The following is a 25,099-nucleotide window of genomic DNA, read 5'->3' as shown; positions in this document are numbered from 1 at the left end:
ACCGGTCGTCGGAGACACCTACGGGCATGGTGTACCCATTCGTACTGACTGACGAACTACCGTTCGTCACTGTCGAGCACGCGAATCTGGTCGCCCCGCACCGTCACCGGGATCGGAACCGTCGCCTCGTACAGTTCGACCGTCACCTGATCCTTACCTTCGTCGATGCGCTGGACCTGGGCCTTCTCGCCCTTGAACGGGCCGGCGATGAGCTCGACGATGTCGCCCTCGGCGATTCCCTCGACGTCCGGCTTCGGCGAGAGGAAGTGCTCGACCTCCGAGATATCGGATCGCCCGGGGACCATGCTGCGCGCGTGGGGGATGTCCTCGAGCACGCGGGTAATGACGGCGTCGTCGTCGGCCTCGACCATCACGTAGGAGGTCAGCGAGTCCGGCGCGAGCGCGGCGTGGATCTCGGGTTCCTCGCGGTTGATGATCATGTCGGCGACTGTTCGCTCCTGGCTGGCCGTCGTCTTGACCGCGTAGATGCCCATTAGAAGCCACCACCGGCGTCGCCGGTCAGCAACAGCATGATTCCGCCGATGATGAAGCCGAGGAATCCGACGAGCAGGATTCCGGCCCCAGCGATCTTCGATACTTGGAGGAACTCCTCGGTAGTGGGTGTCGTCGCCATCTTCAACACCCGAACGTACGAGGTGAGGTCGTACGGAACGTCCATATCTATTCGTTCACAGTGCGGGCTCTTTTATCTGTCTTTCGTGTCAGCCCCCCTGTTCTTGAAACGAAACGAGAAATCGGGCCGCGGCCGACGTTGCAGTCGACGGCCCGAGGACCATGCTGTTCGGTCTCGAAGCCACGGTCGTTATGGCCGAAGACGACACCGACCGCGCCGACGAGTACGAGGCGGAACGAGAGGCAGAGATCGAGGAGGAACTCGAGCGAGTTGACCGCGATCCCGACGAGGTCGACGACGGTGACGACGACCTGGGCACCCAGAACGCGCCCCGATCCGACGAGCAGCCCGAGGATCTCGAGGAAGCGGAAGGCGAGACTGACTCCTGACGCTCGAGTCGCCGCGCGGGCGCTCGAACCCTCCGTCGACTACTGTACCGCTGGCAGAACCTCTTCCTCGTAGAACTCGACGAACTCGGCCTGGTTCGAGCCGACGTTGTGGTCCGCGACGTGTTCGAAGCCGGCGTCGACGTACTCCTGGATTCCCTCGATGTGTTCCTCGGGGTCCGAGCCGCAGACGACGACCTCGGCGACGTCCTCCTCCGTGACCGCCTCGGTCGCCTGCTCGAAGTGCGCGGGCGTCCGCAGCTCCCAGAGCAGTTCGCCCGGTAGCGCCGCCTGCGGCCAGATCTCGTGGGCGATCTCGATCGCTTCCTGTTCGTCCTCGGCGTAACAGACGTCGATCTCGGCGTACCGGAGCTTGTCCTCGCCGCCGCCCTCTTCGAACGCCTCGATCAGATCCGGGTCGGGCGCGACCGCGACGAGCCCGTCGCCGATCTCACCCGCTTTGCGCGCCGTCTTCGGGCCGTCGGTGGCGATCGGGATCGGCGGGAGTTCGTCGGGCAGCGTGTAGATCCTGGCGTTCTCGACGGTGTAGTAGTCGCCTCGGTAGCTCGTCGTCTCGCCCTCCCACAGGGTTCGGATGAGGTCGACGGCTTCCTCGAGCATCTCGAGGCGAACCTGGTGTTCGGGCCACCGATCGCCCAGGACGTGGTCGCTCAGGTTCTCGCCGGTGCCGACCCCGAGGAAGAACCGACCGGGAAGCTGGACGCCCGCGGTTGCGGCCGCCTGGGCAATATCGCGGGGTGGTATCGCAGGATCGGGCAGGTGATGCTCGTTCCCAGGGTAAGGTCGTCGGTCGCCTGCGAGATCGCGCCGATCACGTTCCAGACCAGCGGGCTCCCGCCCTGGCTCGAGATCCAGGGGTGGAAGTGATCGGAGATCATCGCGAAGTCGAACGCCGATCGGTCGGCGAGTCTGGCGTAGTCGGCGAGGCGTTCGGACCGTGTTCCTCGCAGATGAGTTTGTGACCGATTTCCGTCATACGCTATACGAGAACGGTTTCGTCCCTAATCGATGTACCTGTTCGGCGTGCGAATTGCGTTCGCGTTCGCGTCGGTGTCGACCGATCCGTCGGTCTCGCAGGCTCAGGGGATATCGACATCCACGTCGGGCCGGGGCTCGAGGGTCAACTCGACCGTTTCGCGCTCACCGTCGCGGACGACCTCGATCTCGAGGGCGTCGCCGGGCGAGGTCTCGAGCGCGAGCACGGATGACAGTCGTTCCTGGTTGGGGATCTCCTCGTCATCGATCGCGATGATCACGTCGCCGCCGACCGGGACGGAATCGCCGTCGATCGATTCGACTCCATCGGCCGGCTCGAGGACGCCCTCGGCGGGTGCGTCGGAGGAGACCTCGGCGACGAGGACGCCGCGGGGCTCCTCGAGGTCGTTCGCCTCGGCCAGCAGCGGGCTAACTGGAACGACGCTGACGCCCAGGTAGGCGTGTTCGTACTCTCCGTCCTCGGCGAGGGCGGGGACGACGCGATTCGCGAGCGCCGCCGAGATCGCGAAGCCGATCGTCTGGCCGGCGCCGGCGAAGACGACGCCGAGGACATCGCCCTCGAGGTCGACGAGTGGACCGCCGCTGTTACCGGGGTTGACCGGGGCGTCGGTCTGGATCGCTGCGGGGATCGAAAACCCGGTCGGGCTCGGTAGCGAGCGGTCGATCCCGCTGACCAGCCCCTGGGAGATCGAGGCGTCGAGCCCCAGAGGGTTGCCCAGCGCGAGCACCTCCTGGCCGACGGTCGGCTCCGCGTCGGTAAACGACAGCGCCGAGGCGGCTTCGGGGACGTCGTCGACCTCGAGGACGGCCAGATCGCTGTGGACGTCCGAGCCGACGACCGAGGCCGAGCGCCACTGCTCGTCGCGAAACTGGAGTTCGACCTCGCTCGCCCCACCCACGACGTGATCGTTCGTCACGACGTAATCGTCGTCGACGACGAACCCCGAGCCCAGCCCCGCGGGGATCTCGTCGCCGAAAACGTTGACGAGCACGACGGCGTCGATCGCCTCGTCGTAGACCGCGGTGTACCGTTCGTCGACCTGCGCCCGCACCGCGCGGTCGAGGCGTTTGGAGCACCGACGGCCGTGTCCGTCGTCCGCGCCATTCCCGGTACCGACAACAGCGACGGAACCGATGGCCGCGCCGAGCAGCCGCCTGCGCGTGATTGCTGAACTCACGGAGTGTGTCACCTCGAGCAGGGGGATAAAACGCCCACCCTCACGTGCTATCCCGACGGCTGCAGACACCCGGCGCTTGCCGGCGCACCCTTTTGCTGGCTATCGCTCGTATCTCCGTCCGTACCCGCTTGCAGAACGGACCCACGAGGCCCGCTGATTTCATGATGGACCATCTCCCACTTCGCGATTACGGCGTCATCGGCAACGACGACCGCTGTGCGCTCGTCAGCCGCCGCGGCTCGATCGACTGGTGTTGTTTCCCGCATCTCGAGGACGCGAGCGTCTTCGCTCGGATTCTCGACCTCGAGCGGGGCGGTCACTTCGCCGTCCACCCGGAGGCGAACTACGAGTCCCACCAGGGGTACGTCGACCGGACGAACGTCCTCGAGACGGTGTTCGAGACGGCCGACGGGCAGGCGACCGTCACCGACTTCATGCCGATCGAGGACGACGACACGGAGGACGAGGACTTCCAGCAGGCGATCTATCGCCGACTCGAGTGCGACCGCGGCGAGATCGAGTTCGCCGTCGAGTTCGAGCCGCGGTTCGACTACGCGCGCGTCGACCCGGCTCTCGAGCGGACCGACGACGGCGTGGCGGCACGAAGCGACGATGAAGAGCTCCACCTTGTCGTCGGCGAACGGCTCGAGTCCGAACTCGAGCTGGCCGATTCGGAGCCGACCGCGACCGGGACGGCCTCGCTCGAGAAAGGCGAGACGTGCTGGATCGGAGTCCAGTACGGCGGTGCCGAACCGCTCGCGTCGAACGATCCGGAGACGGTCCTCGACGAGACGAAGCGCTACTGGCGGTCGTGGCTCAGCGCCCGGGAGGAGACCCCCGACTCGATGCCTGAACGCTGGTACGAGATGGTGATCCGCTCGGAGCTCGTCCTCAAGCTCCTGATCCACCACGAGACGGGGGCGATACCCGCCGCGGCGACGACGTCGATCCCCGAGAAGATCGGCTCCGATCGAACCTGGGACTACCGGTACAACTGGATCCGCGACGCGAAGTTCACCGTCCAGGCGCTGCACGATACCGGCCACCGCCAGGAGGCCCGCGAGTACTTCGACTGGTTCGTCGACGTGATGCAGAACGACCCCGCGGAGATCCAGCCGCTGTACGGACTCCACGGCGAGACTGACGTCGAGGAGGAGATCCTCGAACACCTCTCGGGGTACCGGGACACCCGCCCCGTCAGGATCGGTAACGGCGCGGCTCCCCAGCGCCAGCTCGACGCCTACGGCACGATCGTCCAGGCGGTCTACGAGACGATCCAGTACGACGACGATATCTCGCTGACCGACGAGCAGTGGGGCTCGATCTGCGATCTGATCGACTACGTCTGTGTCCACTGGTCCGAGCGCGACCCCGGTATCTGGGAGTTCCGCGAGGAACACCGCCACTTCCTGCACTCGAAGCTGCTGTGCTGGGTCGCGCTCGACCGGGGAATCTCGATCGCCGAACAGAACGGGTTCGAGGCGCCCCTCGAGCGCTGGCGCGAGGAGCGCGAGGCGCTCCGCGAGGCGATCGAACAACGCGGGTACAGCGAGGAGGCCGGCAGCTTCGTCCAGCACTTCGAGACCGACGAGGCGATCGACGCCACCGCCCTGCTGCTGCCGATCTACGAGTTTCTCCCGCCCGAGGACGAACGGATCCAGAACACGATCGACACCGTTCTCGAGGAGCTGACGACCGACGACGGACTGGTCGTCCGGTTCGTCGACAGCGAGGTCCGCGAGGACGAGGAGGAAGCGTTCGTCCTCTGTTCGTTCTGGCTGATCGACGCCCTGGTCCTCTCGAACCGACTCGAACTCGCCGAGGAGTTCTTCGAGTCGCTGATCGACTATGCCAGCCCCCTCGGGCTCTACTCCGAGAAGCTCGATCCCGACAGCGGCCAGCTGCTTGGGAACTTCCCGCAGGCGTTCAGCCACCTCGGGCTGCTCAACAGCGCCTCGTATTTGACGCGGGCGCTCGAGGCGGACGACGAGGTCTCGCCGGAGGACTTCCACCCCGACGGGATCGAGACGCTGTTCCGGTCCGGTTCGTAGCCGGGACATAGAGCTCGAGGCTACCGAATCGCGTCGAGACGCCGCTGCATCTCCGATTCGATCCGTTTTACGACCGTCGCCTCCGACTCGCCGGTGAGCGTGACCCACTTGTCGAAGAATCCGGAGCGGCCGAGCTGCCTGACCGCGTCGTAGACTGGCGCTCGCTCGTCGACCCCCTTCGGAATCGAACCCTGCTCTCGTCGGTATCCCTCCCGGAGGGCGTCTCGCAGCTCGCTCGCGTTCGTCGCCGTCTCCGGAAGTAGCTGGTCCTCGGCCCGGTGAAGCTCGCGGGCCGGATCGCCCACGTGGGCGAGCTCCCAGTCGACGAACCCCGTTCCCGTCTCGCCGCGAACGCAGTTCGGCTGGGCGGGGTCGCCGTGGACCAGGGTCGCCGGCGCCTCGTCGAGTCGCTCGCGGTTGTCCTCGACGGCCCCAACGACTGCATCGAAGTGGTGGTCGAACCGATCGCTCGAGGCCAGCTCCCGCATCCACGCGATCCGCTCGACGAGCACGTCGGTCCAGGCGCCGGTTTCGAGCTCGAGTCCCGACGCGTCCCCGTCCGTAACGTGACCGTGGCGGTCGAACCGACGGACATGGAGCGCCGCCAGCGCGGCGCCAACCTGGCGGGTCACGTCGACGCGTTTCCCGTCCGACCAGTCGCTCCACTCGAGCGAGAGGGTCTCACCGAGGGGTGCGGTAAGGAGGTACGGAACCCTGCCGTCAGGCTCACTCGCGAGCACCGTCGGCACGATCACGTCGCAGTGTTCGTCGACGTACTCTATCGCGGCCCGCTCGCAGGCGATCCGCGAACCATCGCCGTCGACGGCTACCTTCAGGAAGACGGGGTCGGCCTCGCGAAACGCGATACGGACGGTCCGGTTCCGATCGTTCCACGACGGCCCCGTCTCTCCGACGGTTTCGACCGTTCGGCCGGAGAAGACGTCCTCGAGCACCGCGTCGACAAGATCGTCTCCGCGTTCGTCCATACTGGACTTTCGGAAACGGCCGATATATGCTCTCGGTGAGGTGGGGATTCGTCCGCGACAATCGGCGACACGAGGAAGCGTGGTTCCGTCGAACGAGGCAGGTAGGACTCCTCGAGTCCGAGGAATCGTACCGGGAGTTGGGAGTGCGATTTTGTTATGCGAATGTACCGCTGCGGTTTGTTGGCGATTAATAACGTAGATATATTCCCCTGAATATAGCGTAAAACAACTCATAGACATGGCAAAATACTTAGTTTTAGATGGGTTACTAATCCTATGGGAAAGTTACTGTCTTCAAAAGTAAACGTTCTCTTTGTATTTTATGCTTGGGTGTTTTAGGTATAAGCAATACATTTCGGCTTATGGAACAAGATGTGGGTCAGAGCGTATGGCTCTGGTTCGGTGTGTCAGCGGTGGGTGGTTTCCTACTTATGGGACCACTGCCGTGGTTTGTTCGTAGTCGAATTTCTGCCGAACGCCGTAAGAGCCTTCAACGTCCTGCTGTTGGAATCTTGTTCGTGAGTGGTGTGTTTCTATTTGCCGCTGGGCTAATTTATTGGGGCCCTCTCCGATTCATTGATGTGACTGTTCCAGGAGCCATCATAGGAGCGATAGTTGCATTTGTCGTTGAAATAATAGCTGTTCCTGAACATCTCCAATCCCCAGAGGCAAGACAAATCTAACCGTAGATTGTAGTGTGATTTCTTTATTTAGACCTGTAGCTGAGACTGGAACAGGTGGTTCGGTAACTACGTGTGCACACGTACCTTTTGCTGCGGGTCCTCGCTCCCGCTGGTCGCTCGCGGGTGCTGTGCTTGTGGCGCTACCGCAGTGGTACCGCCTTCGCCTGTACGTAACGCGAGTCTCACACAACTATCTGAATAAACAAACTGCACTCCGATCTGCTCTTGTTCCTCGCCGAATACACAATTCAGAGATTCGCTGGATCGACGAAGAGTAATCTTCATCGAACACCGCTGCGCAGATCCTAGCGAGCCCGGCGAGCCTACTCCTCGTCAAACAACTCCTCGCCCTCGACCATCTGCTCCTCGACGACGTCCATGTCGAGGGTGACGCCGAGGCCGGGCTCCTCGGGGATGTCGATGTAGCCGTCCTCGATGACGTCCTCCTCGACGAGATCTTCCCACCAGTCGAGCTCGTAGGAGTGGTACTCGACGGCAAGCGAGTTCGAGATGGCGGCGCCGACGTGGGCGCTGCCCATCGTCGCGACCGGCGAGGAGACGTTGTGCATCGCGACCGGGATGTAGTACATGTCCGCGAGGTCGGCGATCTTCCGGGTCTCGCGCATGCCGCCCACTTTGGGCATGTCGGGCGCGATGATGTCGACGGCCTGGTTCTCGATGAGGCTGCGCTGGCCGTGCTTGCGGTAGACGTTCTCGCCGACAGTGATCGGGGTCGACGTCGACTGGGTGACCTCCCGCTGGACGTCGTGGTTCTCCGGCGGGACGGGGTCCTCGAGCCACCAGACGTCGTACTCCTCTAAGCGCTGGGCGAGGCGCTTGCCGCTGCCGCCCGAGAACGTCCAGTGGCAGTCGAAGGCGACGTCGGCGCGGTGGCCGACGCGCTCGGTGATCGCCTCGACGATGCTGGCCTTGTGCTCGACCTCGACGCCGCGCAGGTGGCGGTTGGCGCGGTCCTTCTCGTGACCCGAGGGGACGTCGAGGTCGAACTTCAGGGCGTCGTAGCCCAGCTCTTCGACGACGCGTTCTGCCTCGTCGGCGCAGGCGGCAGGGTCGGCCTCCTCCTCGGTGTGACAGTCACAGTAGACCCGCACCTCGTCGCGGTACTTGCCGCCGAGCAGCTGGTAGGCCGGAACCTCGAGGATCTTGCCGGCCAGATCGTGCAGCGCGACCTCGATGCCCGAGATCGCGGTGACGGTGACGCCGCCGAGCGAGCCCTCGCCGGACATCTTCTGGACGAGGTGTTCGGTGAGTCGATCGATGTCGAGCGGGTTCTCGCCCTGCAGGAACGGTGTCATCCGTTCGATGAGTTCGGGTGCGCCGGCGCCCCAGTAGGCCTCGCCGGTGCCGACGATGCCGGCGTCGGTGTAGATCCGGACGAGCGTCCACGGGAAGTTGCCGTCGATCATCGTCGTCTGGACGTCCGTGATCTCGACGTCGCGGCCGTTGCCGCGCTCGCCGGTGACGCCCATCGTCTCCGCGGAGAGCTCCCGCATCGTGTACTCCGCGTTCGGATCGTGTAGCTTCGAGTAGTCGACTCCCATGGAGAGCAGTACTCACTCGTGATCGGGTAATTGTTTCTATTCCGGGACACAGTCTCAGGCATACGGGTGCTACTGTTTGCACTACGCGCCGATATCCGCCAGATTGCACGCGGCGTTCGAACGGCCCGAGCCGTCCCGACGGCTTACTCGAGGGACGAGAACTCGACGGCCGTCTTCACGACGTCGTCGCCGGTCTCGAACGCCCGCTCGTACTCCTCGAGCCCGTAGACGCCGGTGACGAGGTCCTCGAACAGCCAGTCGGGCAGCCCCTCGAGCGTGTCGGTGGCGGCCTCGAAGTGGCCCCGATTGGAGTTGACCGAGCCTACGAGCGCCTTGTTCTGCAGGACGAACTCCCGGTGGAGGCGACCGCCGTCGACCTCGAACGACCAGGACTCGGGGACGCCCAGCAGGGCGCCGACGCCGTTTGGCGCGAGCGCTTCGATCGTCTCGAAGGCGTGTTTCGCGTAGCCGGTCGCCTCGTAGACGAAGTCGACCGACTCGTAGGCGTCGGGGATCTCGGGAACCGGCGTCTCCCGCGAGTCGACGTAGGTCGCCCCGAGCTTCTCGACGATGTCGATCGTCGGATCGGGGCGGTCCCGTCGGCCGAGACAGTACGTGCGATCGAAGCCGAGCGTCTCCTCGCACATTGCCAGCGTCAGCAGGCCGAGCGAGCCGTTGCCCAGGACGAGCGCGGACTCGGGCTCCCACTCGAATGCCGAACGGGAGGCGACGGCGTGTTCGATCGCCTTCTCGGAGACGCTGATCGGCTCGACCAGGAAACCGAGGTGGGCGAGTCGTTCGGAGATCGGGACGAGCGTCTCGGCGGGGCTCGTGAAGTACTCCGCCATGAAGCCGTGGGCGCCGACGATACCCCGCTCGAGGTACTCCCCCTCGCGGGCCATGTCGGGTTCGCCGCGCTCGAAGTACTCGTTGGTGCCGTTGGGCGGTCTTCGGACGGTCGGGACGACGTAGTCGCCTTCCTCGAGATCGGTCCCGTTCGGATCCTCGACGACGCCGACGGCCTCGTGACCCAGCACGAGACGGTCCTCGCCGGGAGGGAGCTCGCCGTGGTGGCCCGCGATGACCTCGTGGTCGGTGCCGTCGACGCCGACGCGGAGCGTCCGGACGAGCGCCTCGCCGTCGCTCGGTTCGGGGAGCGGGCGCTCGACGACGGTCGGTTCGCCGGCACCCGGTTCGACTGCGATCGCCTTCATGGCTCGACGTAGGAGTCGAGCGAATAAAAGATTACGCTATCTGTAGTAAATATTTGAATAGCGGTCGGGGGACCGTCGGTAGCGATTCGCGGAGCCGGTGGCCGAGATCCACAGACTCGAGCATCGTTGCTACTCGCGTCTCGAGTTCGCAGCAGAACCGCCCGCTGAGATCGCTACTCGCCGCGCGCGTCCTCGACGGCCTCGACGAACGCGGCGGCCGTCTCTCGAACCCCCTCCATGTCGCCCTCGGCGATGGCGTCGTAGTCGACGATCGCGCTCCCGGCGCCGACGGCGACCGCGCCGGCCTCGAGGTAGTCGGCGACGTTGTCGGTCCCGATCCCGCCGGTCGGGATCACGTCGACGTCACCCAGTGGGCCCTGCAGGGCGCCGATGTGTCCCGGTCCGACCGTCGAGGCGGGGAACATCTTCAGCACGTCCGCGCCCGCGTCGATCGCGGTGACGGCCTCGGTCGGCGTCATGACGCCGGGCGCCGAGAGCACGCCGTGGCGGTTACAGACCGTCACGACCTCGGGGTCGACGTGGGGCGAGACGACGAACTCGGCGCCCGCGTCGATCACCGACTGGGCGCTGGCGGCGTCCAGAACGGTGCCCGCACCGACGACGGTATCCGTCCCCTCGAGTTCGCGGTCGATCGCCGCGAGCTTCTCGTACGTTCGCGTCCCGTCCGCGGTCACCTCGAGCGCCCCGACGCCGGCCTCCGACATCGCGCGGGCGACCGGAACGACGTCGTCCTCGTCGACCCCGCGGAGGACGGCGAGCGCGCCGCTCTCGACGATTCGTTCCTTGACGGCGTCCGGCGAACTCATCGACGACCTCCGTCGGTACTCGCTCGGGTGATCGTCGGCCGTGCGCTCGTCGAACGTTCACTCGGTCGCGAAAGAGCGTTCATTACGAGCGGATTCGCGGCCCCCAGTGAAGAAAGTTGCCGAGCCGTCTACTCCGCCTCGAGCGGGCGGATCGTCACCGAGTCGGCCTCGAACTCCTCGAGGAAGGCGCCCGAACCCCCGATCGTGTACCGTTCGTCGTCGACCTCGAGCCGGAACGCGTTCTCGATCGGCAGCGTCGAGGTCGCGGGCCGAACGAGGCTCTGGCGAACGTCGACGATCTCTCCGGTCAGCGTCGCGGGCAGATCGTGGCCACCGATTGGTCGTCCCGTAACCGTTGCCTCGAGTCGGGTGTCGGCCGCCCGGTGGAGCGCGACCTGGAAGACTGCGTTCCGAAAGCCCTCGCCAGTCCACGGAAGTTCGCGGGGAGCGGCGACGTACCGCTCCTCGGCGGTCGGCCAGTAGTTCGCCAGGAACGAGCCCGCCAGAACGGGTGCGAGCTGTTCCTGTGTGAGCGAGATCGCCCGGGTCTCGCTTGTCGAGTCGGTCAGCAACTCGCTGGGTGCGAGCAGCCCGTGTCGTCGGTCGACCGTCAGCATCGTCGGCACCAGCGCGTCCCACGTTCGAACCGTACTCGCGGTGCCGGCCAGCGAGGCGATATCCTGGCGCTCGCTCTCGGCGCCGCCGAGCAACAACAGGACGAGCACTCCGCGGTCGACGGTCTCCTCGAGCGTCGTCCGGATCTGCGGGAGCACCTCGGCGGGCAGCGACAGCGTCACCTCGGTTTCGGCGTCGGCGAGCAGGCCCCGGATCCGCTTGCGTACCGTCTGTCGGGACTTGATCACCTCGAACTGCTCACCCGGTCGCTCGGTCTCGGTGTAGCGGGTTCTGATCTCGGGTTCGATCTCCTCGACGCTGCGAGTGAGCCGCTCGACGACCGTCTCGGGCGCCACCGGCCTGATCAGCGTCGGTACCGAGTGGTCGTCGACCTCGACGAATCCTCGGTCCTCGAGTTCCTCGCTGATACTGTAGACGTACCGCTTGGAGACGTCGGCGGCGTCAGCGATCGTGCTCGCCTTCGACTCCCCGTGCTCGAGGATCGCGAGGTAGGTATCAATCTCCTTCCTCGAGAGGCCGAACCGCTCGAGCAATCCGGCGAGATCGTCGTCGTCCATGTGTTTCTCACTCCAACGATCGATCGGTTGCTGTAAAAGATTCCCGGTCGAACCGGCGGGTGAACGACTACTCTCGTGCGCGTCTACAAAGTAAGAATACATTTTTCAACAAATTTTTCTCAGCACGGCTCGAACGATGGGTACGATGGAACTGTACGACGCTCTCGACGACGTCAAGCGCTCCCGCGGCGATCCCCGCCAGTTTTCCGGCGAGCGTCGCTCGATCGACGGGCTGTTCTCCGGGCTCGACGATCGGCTCGTTCACGTCGCCCCGAACGGCTCGCTCAGAGACTACTCGTATCCGCTGTCCGGACTCGCGGGGATCGAACGCTCCCGCTTTGGTCTCGAGATCGACGGCGACGTCTCCTGGTTCGACGATTCGGCCCAACGGTACGTCGACGACACCGCGATCGTCGAGACCGTCCACGAGGTCGGTGACCGCACCTGCCGACAGTACGACCTGACGCTCGGGCGGCTCCACCTCACGGCGTTCGCCCTCGAGGGAGCCGACGACGTCGAAGCGACGATCCGGGCCTGCGTTGGGTTCGCTCCCGACAACCAGACGGGCCGGATCGGGCAGCTCCGCCACGGCGACGCCGTCGAGGTCCACCACCGCAACGAGCGGGACTTCCTCGCGGCCTCGACCGATCTCTCGGTTATCGGCCACCCCTCGATCCGGTTCGAGGAGGTACTCGACGACGACCCAGTCCCGTTTCCGCGACCCGGGAACGACGATCGCTACGAGGAGGATCGTCTGAGTCCGATCGCGATGGTCGACGTCGACCTTTCGGGGCCGGAGCCGACCGCGACGATCGCAACCCTGCTCTCGGCGGACGACTGCGAGGCCGCCCTCGAGCGCGTTCGAGCGGACGTCGACGCGCACGCCGACCCCGAGGCGCTGCTCGAGGCGGGTCGACGGCAGGCCCGAGACCGCCTCCCCGAGGCGACCCCCGGTATCGACGGCGGCTTTGCGGATCTCCGTGCGCTCTCCCTGCTCCGGGCGACGTCGGGGGCCCGGATCGCCGGCCCCGAGTTCGACCCGTTCTACCGGCACTCGGGCGGGTACGGCTACACCTGGTTTCGCGACGACGCCGAGATCGCCGGCTTCCTGCTCGAGGCCGATCGGCAGGCCGGGCTCGGCCTCGACGAGTGGCACGCCGCCAGCGCCCGCTTCTACGTCGAAACCCAGCTCGATGACGGCACCTGGCCCCATCGTGTCTGGTCCGACGACGGAACCCTCGCGCCCGGCTGGGCCCACGGCCGCCTCGAGGAGGCCGACTCGGTCGACTACCAGGCCGACCAGACCGCGAGCGTCGCGGCCTATCTCGCGACCTACCTCCGGGTGATCGACGACGACGAGCGCGTCCGCGATGCCGTCGTCGCCGCGCTCGAGGGACTGGACGACACCCTCGAGGCCGACGGCCTCCCCGGACGGGTTCAGAACGCCTGGGAGAACATGACCGGGCGCTTCACCCACACCGCCGCGACCTACCTCGAGGCCTATGCCGCTATCGCCCGGGCGCCGCTGCCCGACGACGTCACGGCGCGTGCACGCGAGAGCGCGCGAACGGTCTACGAGGGGCTCGACGCGCTATGGGTGCCCGAGCGAGGCTGTTACGCACTCCGACTCGAGGACGGCGACCTCGACGACCGTCTCGACGGGAGTACGCTCGCGCTGGCCGCCGCCCACCGCGAGTACGCCGAGATCGGAACCGTCGACGACGAGCGACTCGAGCAACTCGTCTCTCACCTCGAGACGACGACCGATGGACTCTACCGTGACCCGGAGGGTCCGATCGAGGGACTCGCTCGCTTCGAGGGCGACCCGTGGCGGGTCGCCGATCAGGAGGAGCCGAAGATCTGGACCGTAACGACCGCGTGGGGCGCTCACGCGTCGGCCGAGCTCCACGAACTGCTCGCGGGGTCGGGCCACGACACCGCCGCGGAGTTCGACGCCCGCGCCCGAGCGCTGCTGGAACTCGTCGCTCCGGGTGGGCCGCTGCGAAGCGAAGGCAGCTACTTGCCCGAGCAGTTCTTCGACGACGGGACGCCCGACAGCGCGACGCCGCTTGGGTGGCCCCACGCGATCCGGCTCGCGACGGCGACGGCGCTCGAGGGGAGCGACGTTCCGGACGCTACCGCTGACGAGCCTGCGCTCGATCCGCGGTAGCCCGAACAAAAAACGAGTGGGAAGCCGACGTTCTTTCGGCGCTACTCCGCGAGCGAGACGTCGAGGGTCTCCTCGAGGGCGTCGATCAGGCCGCCGCCGACGCCGGCCTGGGTCGCCCGCCCCTGTTCGATCGCCAGCAGGTCCTTCTCGGGGACGCCGAGTTCCTCGGCGAGCTCCTCGCGCTGGTAGCCTGCCTCCCGACGGGCCTCGACGAGCGCCGAGCCGTAGTCGGAGACGAGGTACGGCAACGGATCGTCGTCGTAGTTCGTCCCCTCCTTCTCCCAGTGTTCGGAGTCGCCGTCCCAGACGGGGTTCGCCTTCGCGACGTTCTGGGCCGCTTTCTGTTTCCGGCTGGGTTCGTCGTCCTGCCTGCTGTCCCGGCCACTGGATCCGCTGCGGCCACCGCGCCCCCCGCTGCGTTTCTGTGCGTCGTCGTGTGGCGCACAGTCCGGACAGACCTCGAGTTCGGCACCGGCGACCTGTGCGCGCCGGAGCGAGTCGCTCTCGGCGCCACAGAGTTCGCAGTTCGTCCCGCCGCCGCCACCGGACGAACCGGTCGAGTACTTAGCCATACCGTACGTTGGAATCTGTCGCATTTTAACTATACGGTCGTCCCGATTCTCCCCCTCTCGAACCTGACTGTGCATCCCGCGTGACCGACCGGAAGTGCGACTCCGTCGGTCGATTCCGTGTGACCTCTCCGCAGGCGCCGGCCCAAAGGAAAGGGCTTTTATAATCACGCTGGATACGATTGAGTGCAGAAAGAGAACGCGAGCGTGGGTAGCCAAGCTAGGCCAACGGCGCAGCGTTGAGGGCGCTGTCCCGTAGGGGTCCGCCGGTTCAAATCCGGTCCCACGCATCGCACGGGTGGACGAAGTCCACCAAACGCGAGGCGAGCGCGGAACCTTCGGTTCCGCGAGCCGTTGAACGGGTGCTTCGCACCCGTGAAACGACGGTGTAACCGCCGAGCGACGATGCAGGTGATCTCCCTTCGCGGACATCACCCACGCATAAATTCTGACGAACGCTACACTCGAGAGCGACGGCGCTCGTCGCTCGAGCCACGCCGAGAGACAGCAACCGCTTTGATCGCCCAGACAAACTCCCGGACATGGAGTACGTTCCTCGAGAGCGGGTCCGCTCGCTCACGGCCGTTCTGAGCGTCGCCTCGCTGGCAGTTGTCTTCGCGGCTGCAGGCGGTCGGATCCCACAATCGACGGTTCCCGGTGCGCCCGAGTGGTTTCTCGAGCTCATTCCGCATGTCAACGTCGCGATCAGCGCGACGGCTATCGCGACGATCGCGCTCGGCTGGCGCGCGATCAGGCGTGGGCGGATCGATCGTCACCGGATCGCGATGCTCGCCTCGTTCGGCCTGTTCGCGGCGTTTCTCACGCTCTACCTCTACCGGCTGGTCGCGACGGGCGGTCCCCAGCCGTTCCCGGGACCGGACGCCGTCTATCAGTTCGTCTACCTTCCGATCCTGGCGATCCACATCTTGCTCGCGGTGGTCTGTATCCCCCTCGTCTACCACGCGCTCCTGCTGGCTGGGGCGTACTCGCCCGCGGAGCTGACGCAAACGAACCACGCTCGCATCGGTCGCGCCGCGGCGACGCTGTGGCTGATCTCCTTTTCGCTGGGGATCGTCGTCTACGGGCTCCTGCACGTGGGCTACTGAGCCGAACCGACGGTTTTTCCTCTCGACGGCCGAACAACCATCCGTGCAACTGACTCGGAGGGCTGTTCGAAACGGATTCCTCGTCGGCGGCGCCTTTTTCGTGGTGACGGGCGTCGTCACCGGGCTCGTCCCGACGCCGATCTTCGAACGGATGGTTCCGCGGACGCCCCTCGACTACGGATTTCTGCTGCTGACGACCGCCCTCGCCGGCACCTACGCCGCACAGCGGACGGCGATCGACGACTGCTCGGGCGACGCCTGCGGCTACGCCGGCGCCGCGGGCGGCTTCTTCGCCGTCGCCTGCCCGCACTGCAACGCCGTCCTCGTCGCGCTGTTCGGGAGTTCCTGGCTCGCCACCTACGTCGATCCGATCCGGCCGCTGTTCGGTCTGTTCGCGATCGCCCTCCTCGCGGGGATCCTCTACGCGCGCCGGAACGGGAGCGGGTGAACGCCGACGACCGCTGGGACGCCCTGATACCGCCGAATTGGACCTGCCGTCACTCGCAACGCACACGTCCAACAGCCGCGGGACGGTAGCGCCGCCGATGACACGGCCCGAAGCGCGCGAGAAAGCCGAGGAGATCGAACCGCAACAGCAGGACCGCCAGCCCGGCCTCGAGGGCGAGATGGAGCCGCCCGCCGAGTTCATCCGCGAGGACTACGAGGGCAGCGGCAAGCTCAAGGGGAAGGTCGCCATCGTCACCGGCGGCGACAGCGGAATCGGCCGGGCCGCCGCGGTCCACTTCGCTCGAGAGGGCGCCGACGTCGCCGTCATGTACCTGGACGAGGAGGAAGACGCCGAGACGACCGCGGAGATGATCAAGGACGAGGGCCAGGAGAGCCTGACCATCTCGGGCGACGTCCGCGACAGCGCGTTCTGTCAGGCGGCCGTCGAGGAGGTCGTCGACGAGTTCGGCGATCTCAACGTCCTCGTGAACAACGCGGCGGCCCAGGTCGTCAAGACCGACCTGACCGACATCACCGACGAGCAGTGGGAGGAGACGTTCGCGACGAACATCAACGGCTACTTCTACCTGACCCGGGAGGCGCTGCCCCGTCTCGAGGACGGCGACACGATCGTCAACACGACCTCGGTGAACGCGTTCGCGGGCAACGACATGCTCGTCGACTACTCGACGACGAAGGGCGCGATCGTCGCCTTCACGCGCTCGCTGTCCCAGCAGCTCGCCCCCGAAGGGATCCGCGTCAACCAGGTCGCTCCTGGCCCGATCTGGACGCCGCTGATCCCCGCGACGATCGGCGACTACGATCCCGAGGCCGTCGAGGAGTTCGGCCAGGACGTCCCGATGGGTCGTCCGGGACAGCCGAGCGAACTCGGCCCGGCGTACGTCTACCTGGCCTGCGAGGACTCGTCGTACGTGAGCGGGCAAACGATCCACATCAACGGCGGCTCGATCGTCGGCGGGTAGCCGCCGAATTCGCGTCGTCGTGTGGCGCCTCCCGGCTCACTGCCCCTCCGAGCGCTTCGACCAGCGCTGCGTAGTCGACGTGGTCGGTCCGTCGCTCGTACTCACAGGCCACGGCGAGCAGCGTCGGTTCCACCCACGCGCGGCCGACGAACTCGACGGCCGTCGGGAGGCCGCGCTCGCCGAAGCCGTTCGGAATCGTCACCCCCGGCAGCCCGGTCACGTTCGCGGCGGCGTTGACGGGCGGCGTCTCGAATTGCCCGAAGAACTCCGCGAGCGATTCCTCGATCGGATTCGCCACGGACTCCCGGGCTGGGGTGACGAGCGCGTCGTACTCGGCGAGGAGGTCGTCGAGTTGGCGCTGCGCCTTCGTCCGAACGCGGTTAGCGTTGACGTAGTCCTTCGCGAGCACCGTGCTCGCCCGGTAGCTGCCGAGCTGGTGGAGTTCGTCGTCGAGTTCGTGGACATCCCCGCTTTCGACGAGCGTCTCGAACGCCGCCGCGGCCTCGGCGTCGATGATCGTCCCCGCCATCTCGGCGTAGGGCAGGTCGGGCAACGAGACGCGTTCGACCGTCGCGAACTCCGCGAGCGTCTCGAGGGTCCGCTCGAAGTTCTCGCGAACTCCCTCCTGTTCGCCCTCGCCCGCGCTCTCGAGGACGGCGACCGCGAAGTCGCCTCGTCGGTCGTCGGCTCGAGGAGTCCCCGGCACGCCCTTCGGCGGCCCTCGCCCGGGCCGATCCTCGGAACGGGGCTCCGCGATCGCCTCGAGGACGCGCTGACAGCCGTCGACCGTGCGACACATCGGCCCGACCTTGTCCATCGTCCACGACAGCGCCATGACGCCGTCGCGGCTCACCAGGTCGTAGGTCGGCCGGACCGCGCTGATCCCCGAAAAGGCCGCCGGCGTGTTGAGCGATCCCCACGTCTCCGTCCCGATCGCGAAGCCGACGAGGCCGGCCGCAACCGCCGACGCGGAACCGCTCGAGGAGCCGCCGGCCCAGGCCTCGACGTCCCACGGGTTCCGTCCGGGGCCGGAGAAGGTGGCGTCCGCACTGTCGTAGCCGAAGCCGCCGGCGAGTTCGACCGTCGCGAGCTTCCCGAGCAGGACGCCGCCGGCCTCGTCGAGTCGTCGGATCACGGCGGCGTCCTCCTCGAACGCCTGGTCGCGGTACGGTTCCGCGCCCCAGGCCGTCGGCGCGTCCTCGGTAGCGACGAGGTCCTTCACGCCGTAGGGAATACCGTGCAGTGGGCCGCGGTCCTCGCCGTCCTCGAATTCCTCGTCGAGCCGGTCGGCCGCATCCAGCGCCCGCTCGTCGGTGACCGTCACGACGGCGTTGAGTTCGGAGCCGATCCGCTCGAGCCGGCCGAGGTAGGCCTCCGTGAGTTCCCGGACCGTGAACTCGCCGTCGCGAAGCCGTCCGCCGAGTTCGTCGACCGGTTCGACGAGTATCTCGTCGGAAATCACGGCCGGTCACCCCGGTACGCGCTAAATCCGTACGCCGGTTCGTCCGCGTTCTCGAGGCCGACATCTCCGAACGCGTCGGCGGAAGCGAGCGACCCCTCGATCCCCTCGCGGATCACGTCTCGGTCCTCGTCGTCGAGGCGGTCGCCGTAGTTCGCAACGACGTACGCGAGCAGCGCCTCCGCGGGCTCGAGTTCTCCGCTCGTTTCTCCCACTTCCTCGCTGTCGGTTTCTTCCGCCGTTCCGGTACCCGCCGCACTCGCCACAGCCGCCGCGCCGAGCAGCGTGAGAAACGTTCGCCGGCGAGTCATACTGAGTCCTCGATTTCAAGCGGATTGAATCGCGATACCATATGGCACGCGTGGGCTCGGCGCGGATAAGTATTGTCGCAACTTACGATCTGTTTGGCGAAGAAAGAATCGCGGACGGTGTGGGCGTCAGTCGTCGGCGGCCATCGTTCGGCCCCCGAGGTCGGGCCGATCGACCTCGCGGTCGGCCTCTTCGCCTTCGATGTCGTAGGGGTACTCACCCGTTACACAGCCCAGACAGAGGTCGATGCGCTCGGTCTCGAGCACGTCGGCGACCGCGTCGGTCGAGAGATAGGCGAGGCTGTCGGCGTCGATAGCCTCGCGGATCTCGTCGGTGTCCTTGTCGGAAGCGATCAGCTCCTCGCGGGTGGCCATGTCGATGCCCATGTAGCAGGGGGCGACGATCTCCGGGGCGCCGATGCGGACGTGGACCTCCTTGGCCCCACAGTCCTTGAGCAGCTGGACCAGCTGGGTGGAGGTCGTTCCGCGGACGATAGAGTCGTCGATAACGGTGACGGTCTTGCCCTCGATCGTTGATTTGATCGGGTTGAGCTTCAGCCGAACCGCGCGCTCGCGTTCGTCCTGGGTCGGCATGATGAACGTTCGGCCGACGTAGCGGTTCTTCATCAGCCCCTCGGCGAACTCGACGCCGTCGTCGTCCTCCGGGCGGGCCTCGCCGTCGGGGGTCGTCTCACCTGCAGCCTCGGCGTACCCCGAGGCGAACGCGCGTCCGGAGTCGGGGACCGGCATCACGACGTCGGTCTCGACGCCGCTTTCGGTCCAGAGCTTTCGACCGAGCTCGCGACGCGCCTCGTAGACGAGCGTGTCGTCGATGACGCTGTCCGGGCGGGCGAAGTAGACGTGCTCGAAGAAGCAGTGAGCGGTGTTGTCCTCCTCGACGAGCTGGTAGGAGTCGAAACCCTGCCCGTCCGCATCGAGGACGACCAGCTCGCCGGGGCGGACGTCCCTGACGAGTTCGCCGTCCAGCGTATCGATGGCGGCCGACTCCGAGGCGAGGATGTAGCCATCCTCGAGGCGCCCGATACAGAGTGGGCGATTTCCCTGTGGGTCTCGAACGCCAAGGACCGTCTCGTCGTGGCTAATCGTCAGCGCGTAGGAGCCGTGGATCCGCCTCATCGTGCGCTTGACCGCGCGGATCAGATCCTCCTCGAGCAGGTTGCGCGCGAGGTCGTGGGCGATGACCTCGGTGTCGCCGTCACTGGTGAAGGCGTGGCCGAGGGCGGCGAGCTCGTCGCGGATCTCGTCGGCGTTGACGAGGTTGCCGTTGTGCGAGAGACCTAGCGAGCCGCTCTTGAACGAGACCGAGAACGGCTGCGCACAGGACGTGTCGAGCGAGCCCGCCGTCGGGTAGCGGACGTGGCCGATCCCCGCGGAGCCGGCCAGCCCCTCGAGGTCGCCCTCGGCGAAGACGTCGCCGACGAGGCCTCTGTCGACGTGGCTGTGCTGCTGGAAGCCGTCGTGGGTGACGATACCCGCGGACTCCTGTCCGCGGTGCTGGAGCGCGTAGAGCGCGTAGTACAACGGTCGGGCCGCGTCGCGACCGTCGAGCGCGACGCCGACGACGCCGCACTTCTCGGTCATTCCTGTTCGCCGGGGAGTCTCGCCCCGCCCATCAGTCATGGTCGACCATAGCGTCCTACACGGACAAAAATCCCCGTGTTTGTGCCATCAGTGCGGTCCTGGAATGCGGATAGTATCCACGAACGTGGATAGTACCTGGATCCACGACGGTGTCGCCGCGAACGATTTCCCAGCTACGGCTCCGATTTCGGCGCGAAGACGATCACCGCCGTGCTCTCCTCAAGGGCGTGCGGGGCGACCTCGCGGTCGCCGTCGAACCGAACGAGGTCTCCCGATTCGAGTTCGTAGGGCCTCCCGTCCAGCGAGAGTTCGAGCGAGCCCGACAGGAGGTGAAAGACCACGTGCGACTCCGGGTGGCGATGTTCGGGTATCCGTTCGTCGGCCTCGAGGTGCAGCCGGACCGCGCAAGGGTCGCCGCCGTCGTCGAACACCTCGGCGTGGGGCGTCTCGGTCAGATCTGAAAGCGATGTCAGTTCTGGCATACCCGATCGTTTCTCGTTCGTCCACTCGGTGGTGGCGTCGAACCGTTCGTCGATCCCGACCCGCCGGATCCGACCGAAAGGTGTTAACGGGTCGCTCTCCCAATCGAGAGCATACGAGCCGACGCCGTCGAGGGGTCTACCGGATCCGTCCGGCCCGACGCTCGAGACGGCAGGCACTCGCCGACACCCAACAATGGTATCCGAAATCTCCCCCGAAGACGTCAAGGCAAAGCTCGAGGACGACGACATCCAGATCGTCGATATCCGATCGGAATCCGAGTACGAGCAGGGACACATTCCAGGCGCGATCAACGTGCCGATGGCCAGGCTTGCGACGGAGATCGACGAGTACGACTGGGGCGACGATGTGATCGTCGCCTGTCCGATCGGCCAGAGTTCGATCCAGGCCGCCAGACTGATCGGAAGTTACGAGGACGTCGACAACGACGCCGTCGCGAGCATGGAGGGTGGCTACCGGGAGTGGGAGTACGACCTCGAGACCGGGTCGGCCGACGACGCCGGAGACTGATCCCGAAGATTACTCCTCGACGATCTCGACGGGATCGCCGACCTCGAGCTCGTGATCTCGGTATCGTTCGGGAACGTCCGCGATGAGCATCAGCGTGTAGTAGTGGTCGAAGGCGTCCCCATCGGCCCACCCCGGAAACGTCTCCCGTCGCTTCTCGACGAATCGCTGCTGGAATCCTGCCAGCTCCTCGCCGGTGTCCGGATCGCGTTTCGGGACGACACAGCGCCCACAGGACGTGACGCCGTCGAACCGGACGTCGCCGGCGACGAACGACGGCGCCCCGGAGCCGACGAAGCGATCCTCCCAGAACGGCTCGACGCCGCCGACTTCGACGTTCGCTCGCATTCGCCGGCGGACGCTCTCGACGCTCAGATCGTCGAACCAGTCGGCGACGGTCTCGAGGGTGGCCGTGCTGATCACCGACGGCCCCATCTCCCGCCGGTCGACGAATCCGAGCGACCGATCGCGTTCGAGGGTAAGCTCGAGGTCGAAGACATCGCCGAACCAGTCTTCGGCCGTCTCGCGCTCGTTTTCCGGATCGAACCGTTGACGGTCCCCGTCGCCGGTCCCGACCGCGAGCTCCCCGGTTTCGGGATCGAACTCGGTCTCGAGACCGTGGACGCGCGGCGTTCGCTTCCCGTTTACGACGTCCCCGCTCTCGTCGACGAGCGCGAACTCCCTGTCGAACGCGAGGGTTCCGCCCGTGACGAACTCGGCTCGCTCGAGGTCGATCCCGTCGAGTCCCTTGATCGGATACACCCGGAGTCGGTCGACTCGTGCCATCGTTTCCCACTGGACGGTGAGACGGTTTAACGATCCCGTTCGGTCACCGGTTCTCGGCCATCATCTCCCGTCGGTGTAGCGTTGTCTCGGCGCAGCTACGTTCCGCGATACGTGTACGGAACCCCATCGTACTCCTCGACGACCCGCGCCTCGAGGTACGTCCGTGCCGCGTCTCGAGGAAACTGCCACAGTTCGACGATATCATCGAGAACCGTTTTGGTCGCCCGGAACCAGAGCCGGAACTCGCGATCGGCCTCGCCCGGCTCGAGTTCGACGATCGCGCCGCGGTCGCCTCCGCGACGCTCGTCCCACTCGAGCCAGGCGACGCGGTAGCCGTCGCTCCCTCCTTCGCGAGCGAGATACAGCGCCTCGTACTTGCAGGGATCGAGGAAGTCCGAGAGGAGCCGCTCTCCGGCGACCGCCTCGGCGACCGGTGACTCCTCGACGGCGCCGTCCGCGAGCGGGCGCTCGTCGTCGATCCGATCGACGAGATCCAGTCTCGTCCCACCCCAGTGGCTGTAGCGCAGGTCGTAGAGCCGATCCGGTCGCTCGTAGGCGACGAGTGCTCTATGCCCCATCGCCGTCCCTCCGCGATCGGATCCGACTCGTCCTTCCGTCCCAATCCTCGGTCTCCATCGATGGTGCTGGCCGCTCCCCCGTACTTCAATCCGCGGACGATCGCTGGGTCTGAGGGCCCGAGCACAACCGACAAAACCCCGCAGCCCCTACTCTATCGAACGGATGGGCTACGACGCATTCGTCTTCGACAACGACGGCGTGCTGACGAGACCGACCGATCGCGGAGTCCTGGTCGAGGCGATCCGCGCCGCCTTCGACGAGGTCGGAGTCGCGGAGCCGACGAGCCACGAGGTCGAGACGTTGCTCGGTCCGGACGTCGACTCCCTTCGCACGGTCGCGACCGACCGGGAGCTCGAGCCCGAGACGCTCTGGGCGGCCCGCGAGCGCGCGGCGGTCGAGGCCCAGCTCGAGGAACTCAGGAAGGGACGAAAACGACCCTACGAGGATGTTACGGCGCTCGAGCGCCTCGAGGAGCCGACGGCGATCGTTAGCAACAACCAGCACGAGACGATCGGCAACATCCTCGATCACTGCTCGCTCGCCCCGTTCGACGTCTGGTACGGACGGGAGCCGACGCTCGGGGGAGTCCAACGAAAGAAACCGGAGCCGTACTACCTCGAGCGCGCGATCGACGACCTCGGTGCCGAGAACCCGATCTACGTCGGCGACAGCCGCGTCGACGTCGCCGCGGCCGACGCCCTCGGAATCGACGCGGCGTTCGTTCGCCGGGACCACCGCCGCGGTTACGACCTCCCGACGGAGCCGACCTACGAGATCGACTCGCTCGCGGAGTTACGGGACCTTCCTCGATAACCGTTCAGACGTACCGGTCGAGTTTTAGAGCCCTCGCAAGCTGCTATACGGACGCGCCCGATCCGGTACTGCAGTCCGTCTCATGCTCTCGCTCGCGACTCGGCTCGCTCTCTGATCGTCCGGTTTCGCTCCTCGAACTCCCGATCGAGCCGTCGTTCGTCGAACGCCAGCGGAACGAGCGCACCCCGGGCGGTCTCTCGCTGGAGGAGCCGGGTTCGCCTCCCGCCGTCGATCGGCTCGAGGTGAAACTCGTGGTAGCTGTCGAAGGCGAACGGCACGCCGACCCGATCGAGGCGGACGAGCCGACGGTCCTCCTCGGCGATGAGGACCTCCGGCTCGAGGAACCCGTTGCGACCGTCGGTCGCCGATCGCTCCGGACGCAGGCGGTCTCCCACGACCGGGATCGCGTCGATCGATCGCTCGATCGCCGTTCGCCCCGCCGCGTCCTCGAGTTCGGCCAGAACCTCCCAGACCACCTCGGGGGGTGCGTCTATCTCCTCGAATCGCTCAATTTGGTTCATGCTACCATATATCCCACGAGAAACGATGACTGTATCGGTTCCCCGGCGAACGGACTGCGGCGGGCTGAGCGCCGTCGTCGGACCGATGGGTTCCTGCGTACGATCATCGCCGGGGTTGGTCCGGGCAAAGCGGTCACCGACTCGATGTCGCCGGATCCGTTCCGTCCAGTTCGAACCGGGCAGACCGAAGCGAGCTGGCTACGGAACGCTCCTCGAGCTCGATACCGCTGTGGCTCTTCGTTGCTTCGAGGCTACTATCGGTGCTCTCGTGGACGAACTCGACACCTCGCTTTCGGCACCTTGGAGGCTTCCGACTGCCTCAGATGACACACCGGAATCACCGTCGGGCGATACTCGTTCGAACAAGCCGGCAGCTGCGGCGGTGGCGCTGATCGGATACGATTTCGAAACGTCATCGTTCCGTTCTGCTCGTCTCGGTTGGGATGTAGACTGGAGACCGGCTCGAGTGATTCGCGTTCCGAAGACCGTCCGGTACCGGCTCTCGTTCGGGATGGCTATTAGTACTGAATTGCTCGAGAACCGATATTCCGAATCTGTCTTTCAAGCCGCCGTCACGTGTTTGTGACTCCCTGTCGGCGAGACTTGCGTTCGAAGGCCTTATGTAGTAACCGGGGACTTCGTTATAGTACGAAGAAGATGAGGAGCTCACCCCTGCGGTCCGCCGTACAGATGAGTTCTGATGTGAGCCTTGGTAGTTCGGTGACGCCCGATCGGTCCGCGATTCGGCACCACCGAACTGGACCCATATACGATAGACGATTCAAGTGAGTGTGAACCGATCATACTCCGCCAACCTCCCCCAACGCGGGGGAAGAGCACTCCGGTTGATCCTGCCGGAGGCCATTGCTATTGGAGTCCGATTTAGCCATGCTAGTTGTACGAGTTTAGACTCGTAGCAGATAGCTCAGTAACACGTGGCCAAACTACCCTCTGGAGCGCGACAACCTCGGGAAACTGAGGCTAATCGTGCATACCGCTCTCACGCTGGAAGTTGCG

At 65.9% G+C, this 25,099-nt stretch carries 24 protein-coding genes, 1 tRNA gene, 1 rRNA gene and 1 pseudogene; 10 read left to right on the top strand and 17 right to left on the bottom strand.

The window, feature by feature from the left end; all coding sequences use genetic code 11:
* Window positions 1-56: 56 nt before the first annotated feature.
* Both QA600_RS18780 and QA600_RS18775 read right to left on the bottom strand, forming a co-directional pair.
* Window positions 57-494, bottom strand: coding sequence for a transcription elongation factor Spt5 (locus QA600_RS18780; protein ID WP_005560082.1), 438 nt, complete (start codon window positions 492-494; stop codon window positions 57-59).
* Entirely contained in the window at window positions 494-679 is a 186-nt protein-coding gene (locus QA600_RS18775) for a protein translocase SEC61 complex subunit gamma (RefSeq protein WP_278293456.1), read from the bottom strand. Before QA600_RS18775 ends, QA600_RS18780 begins: the two co-directional genes overlap by 1 nt.
* Window positions 680-825: 146 nt before the next feature.
* Here QA600_RS18775 and QA600_RS18770 point away from each other — a divergent pair, with 146 nt between their 5' ends.
* Window positions 826-1,023: a hypothetical protein gene (locus QA600_RS18770; protein ID WP_278293521.1), complete on the top strand. Its 198-nt coding sequence runs from the start codon at window positions 826-828 to the stop codon at window positions 1,021-1,023.
* Window positions 1,024-1,062: 39 nt separating this feature from the next.
* On the opposite strand, the pseudogene QA600_RS18765 reads toward QA600_RS18770, so the two are convergent.
* Together QA600_RS18765 and QA600_RS18760 are read right to left on the bottom strand one after the other, a co-directional pair.
* A pseudogene (locus QA600_RS18765) lies at window positions 1,063-2,017 on the bottom strand (TIGR03557 family F420-dependent LLM class oxidoreductase).
* Between the two features lie 103 nt (window positions 2,018-2,120).
* The gene (locus tag QA600_RS18760) at window positions 2,121-3,215 is read right to left on the bottom strand and encodes a trypsin-like peptidase domain-containing protein (protein ID WP_278293455.1); all 1,095 of its coding nucleotides are present in this window, start codon (window positions 3,213-3,215) and stop codon (window positions 2,121-2,123) included.
* 164 nt (window positions 3,216-3,379) lie between these two features.
* On the opposite strand from QA600_RS18760, the gene QA600_RS18755 reads away from it, so the two are divergent.
* Window positions 3,380-5,266: a glycoside hydrolase family 15 protein gene (locus QA600_RS18755; RefSeq protein WP_278293520.1), complete on the top strand. Its 1,887-nt coding sequence runs from the start codon at window positions 3,380-3,382 to the stop codon at window positions 5,264-5,266.
* Between the two features lie 20 nt (window positions 5,267-5,286).
* Here QA600_RS18755 and QA600_RS18750 read toward each other — a convergent pair whose 3' ends face one another.
* From QA600_RS18750 to QA600_RS18730, 5 genes are all read right to left on the bottom strand, one after another.
* Entirely contained in the window at window positions 5,287-6,252 is a 966-nt protein-coding gene (locus QA600_RS18750; protein WP_278293454.1) for a phosphotransferase, read from the bottom strand.
* Window positions 6,253-7,258: 1,006 nt separating this feature from the next.
* Entirely contained in the window at window positions 7,259-8,497 is a 1,239-nt protein-coding gene (locus tag QA600_RS18745; protein ID WP_278293453.1) for a mandelate racemase/muconate lactonizing enzyme family protein, read from the bottom strand.
* Window positions 8,498-8,640: 143 nt separating this feature from the next.
* A complete protein-coding gene (locus QA600_RS18740; protein WP_278293452.1) occupies window positions 8,641-9,711 on the bottom strand; it encodes a glucose 1-dehydrogenase in 1,071 nt (356 codons plus the stop codon).
* A 173-nt stretch (window positions 9,712-9,884) separates the two neighbouring features.
* Window positions 9,885-10,538, bottom strand: a complete 654-nt coding sequence (locus QA600_RS18735) for a bifunctional 4-hydroxy-2-oxoglutarate aldolase/2-dehydro-3-deoxy-phosphogluconate aldolase (protein ID WP_278293451.1) — start codon at window positions 10,536-10,538, stop codon at window positions 9,885-9,887.
* Between the two features lie 128 nt (window positions 10,539-10,666).
* On the bottom strand, window positions 10,667-11,731 hold the full coding sequence (locus QA600_RS18730; RefSeq protein WP_278293450.1) for a TrmB family transcriptional regulator sugar-binding domain-containing protein: 1,065 nt from the start codon (window positions 11,729-11,731) through the stop codon (window positions 10,667-10,669).
* A gap of 145 nt (window positions 11,732-11,876) precedes the next feature.
* Between QA600_RS18730 and QA600_RS18725 the strand changes: the two genes are divergently transcribed.
* Window positions 11,877-13,901 (top strand): glucan 1,4-alpha-glucosidase, encoded by a 2,025-nt coding sequence (locus QA600_RS18725; protein ID WP_278293449.1) that lies wholly within the window; start codon window positions 11,877-11,879, stop codon window positions 13,899-13,901.
* Window positions 13,902-13,942: 41 nt separating this feature from the next.
* On the opposite strand, the gene QA600_RS18720 is transcribed toward QA600_RS18725, so the two are convergent.
* A complete protein-coding gene (locus tag QA600_RS18720; protein ID WP_278293448.1) occupies window positions 13,943-14,473 on the bottom strand; it encodes a multiprotein-bridging factor 1 family protein in 531 nt (176 codons plus the stop codon).
* 202 nt (window positions 14,474-14,675) lie between these two features.
* Between QA600_RS18720 and QA600_RS18715 the strand changes: the two genes are divergently transcribed.
* The 4 genes from QA600_RS18715 (at window position 14,676) to QA600_RS18700 (ending at window position 17,006) form a co-directional block, all read left to right on the top strand.
* A tRNA-Leu gene (locus QA600_RS18715) sits at window positions 14,676-14,760 on the top strand.
* Window positions 14,761-15,012: 252 nt separating this feature from the next.
* Window positions 15,013-15,576, top strand: a complete 564-nt coding sequence (locus QA600_RS18710) for a DUF420 domain-containing protein (protein WP_278293447.1) — start codon at window positions 15,013-15,015, stop codon at window positions 15,574-15,576.
* 43 nt (window positions 15,577-15,619) lie between these two features.
* Window positions 15,620-16,024 (top strand): hypothetical protein, encoded by a 405-nt coding sequence (locus tag QA600_RS18705; RefSeq protein WP_278293446.1) that lies wholly within the window; start codon window positions 15,620-15,622, stop codon window positions 16,022-16,024.
* A 97-nt stretch (window positions 16,025-16,121) separates the two neighbouring features.
* Entirely contained in the window at window positions 16,122-17,006 is an 885-nt protein-coding gene (locus tag QA600_RS18700) for an SDR family oxidoreductase (protein ID WP_278293445.1), read from the top strand.
* On the opposite strand, the gene QA600_RS18695 is transcribed toward QA600_RS18700, so the two are convergent.
* The 4 genes from QA600_RS18695 to QA600_RS18680 all read right to left on the bottom strand — a co-directional run bounded on the left by QA600_RS18695 (window position 16,978) and on the right by QA600_RS18680 (window position 20,857).
* Entirely contained in the window at window positions 16,978-18,468 is a 1,491-nt protein-coding gene (locus tag QA600_RS18695) for an amidase (protein WP_278293444.1), read from the bottom strand. The two genes, QA600_RS18700 and QA600_RS18695, sit on opposite strands and share 29 nt — an antisense overlap.
* Complete coding sequence (locus QA600_RS18690) at window positions 18,465-18,776, bottom strand: hypothetical protein (protein ID WP_278293443.1); 312 nt, start codon at window positions 18,774-18,776, stop codon at window positions 18,465-18,467. The genes QA600_RS18695 and QA600_RS18690 overlap by 4 nt, the downstream gene beginning before the upstream one ends.
* 126 nt (window positions 18,777-18,902) lie before the next feature.
* A complete protein-coding gene (gene purF / locus QA600_RS18685; RefSeq protein ID WP_278293519.1) occupies window positions 18,903-20,375 on the bottom strand; it encodes an amidophosphoribosyltransferase in 1,473 nt (490 codons plus the stop codon).
* Between the two features lie 173 nt (window positions 20,376-20,548).
* The gene (locus QA600_RS18680) at window positions 20,549-20,857 is read right to left on the bottom strand and encodes a cupin domain-containing protein (protein ID WP_278293442.1); all 309 of its coding nucleotides are present in this window, start codon (window positions 20,855-20,857) and stop codon (window positions 20,549-20,551) included.
* A gap of 193 nt (window positions 20,858-21,050) precedes the next feature.
* Between QA600_RS18680 and QA600_RS18675 the strand changes: the two genes are divergently transcribed.
* Complete coding sequence (locus QA600_RS18675; protein ID WP_278293441.1) at window positions 21,051-21,386, top strand: rhodanese-like domain-containing protein; 336 nt, start codon at window positions 21,051-21,053, stop codon at window positions 21,384-21,386.
* Window positions 21,387-21,395: 9 nt separating this feature from the next.
* On the opposite strand, the gene QA600_RS18670 is transcribed toward QA600_RS18675, so the two are convergent.
* Both QA600_RS18670 and QA600_RS18665 read right to left on the bottom strand, forming a co-directional pair.
* A complete protein-coding gene (locus QA600_RS18670) occupies window positions 21,396-22,169 on the bottom strand; it encodes an MOSC N-terminal beta barrel domain-containing protein (protein WP_278293440.1) in 774 nt (257 codons plus the stop codon).
* A 95-nt stretch (window positions 22,170-22,264) separates the two neighbouring features.
* The gene (locus QA600_RS18665) at window positions 22,265-22,747 is read right to left on the bottom strand and encodes a DUF6735 family protein (RefSeq protein WP_278293439.1); all 483 of its coding nucleotides are present in this window, start codon (window positions 22,745-22,747) and stop codon (window positions 22,265-22,267) included.
* 163 nt (window positions 22,748-22,910) lie between these two features.
* Between QA600_RS18665 and QA600_RS18660 the strand changes: the two genes are divergently transcribed.
* Window positions 22,911-23,561 (top strand): HAD hydrolase-like protein, encoded by a 651-nt coding sequence (locus QA600_RS18660; protein WP_278293438.1) that lies wholly within the window; start codon window positions 22,911-22,913, stop codon window positions 23,559-23,561.
* Between the two features lie 80 nt (window positions 23,562-23,641).
* Here the strand turns inward: QA600_RS18660 and QA600_RS18655 are convergent, their stop codons facing one another.
* Window positions 23,642-24,082, bottom strand: a complete 441-nt coding sequence (locus tag QA600_RS18655) for a polyketide cyclase/dehydrase (RefSeq protein ID WP_278293437.1) — start codon at window positions 24,080-24,082, stop codon at window positions 23,642-23,644.
* A gap of 838 nt (window positions 24,083-24,920) precedes the next feature.
* On the opposite strand from QA600_RS18655, the gene QA600_RS18650 reads away from it, so the two are divergent.
* Window positions 24,921-25,099 (top strand): 16S ribosomal RNA (locus tag QA600_RS18650); the annotation flags it as partial.

The organism is Natronococcus sp. A-GB1 (assembly GCF_029688845.1).
In the GTDB taxonomy this organism is placed as follows: domain Archaea; phylum Halobacteriota; class Halobacteria; order Halobacteriales; family Natrialbaceae; genus Natronococcus.
The sequence above is the reverse complement of the archived record's forward strand: the minus strand, read 5'-3'. Positions and strand labels throughout refer to the sequence as shown.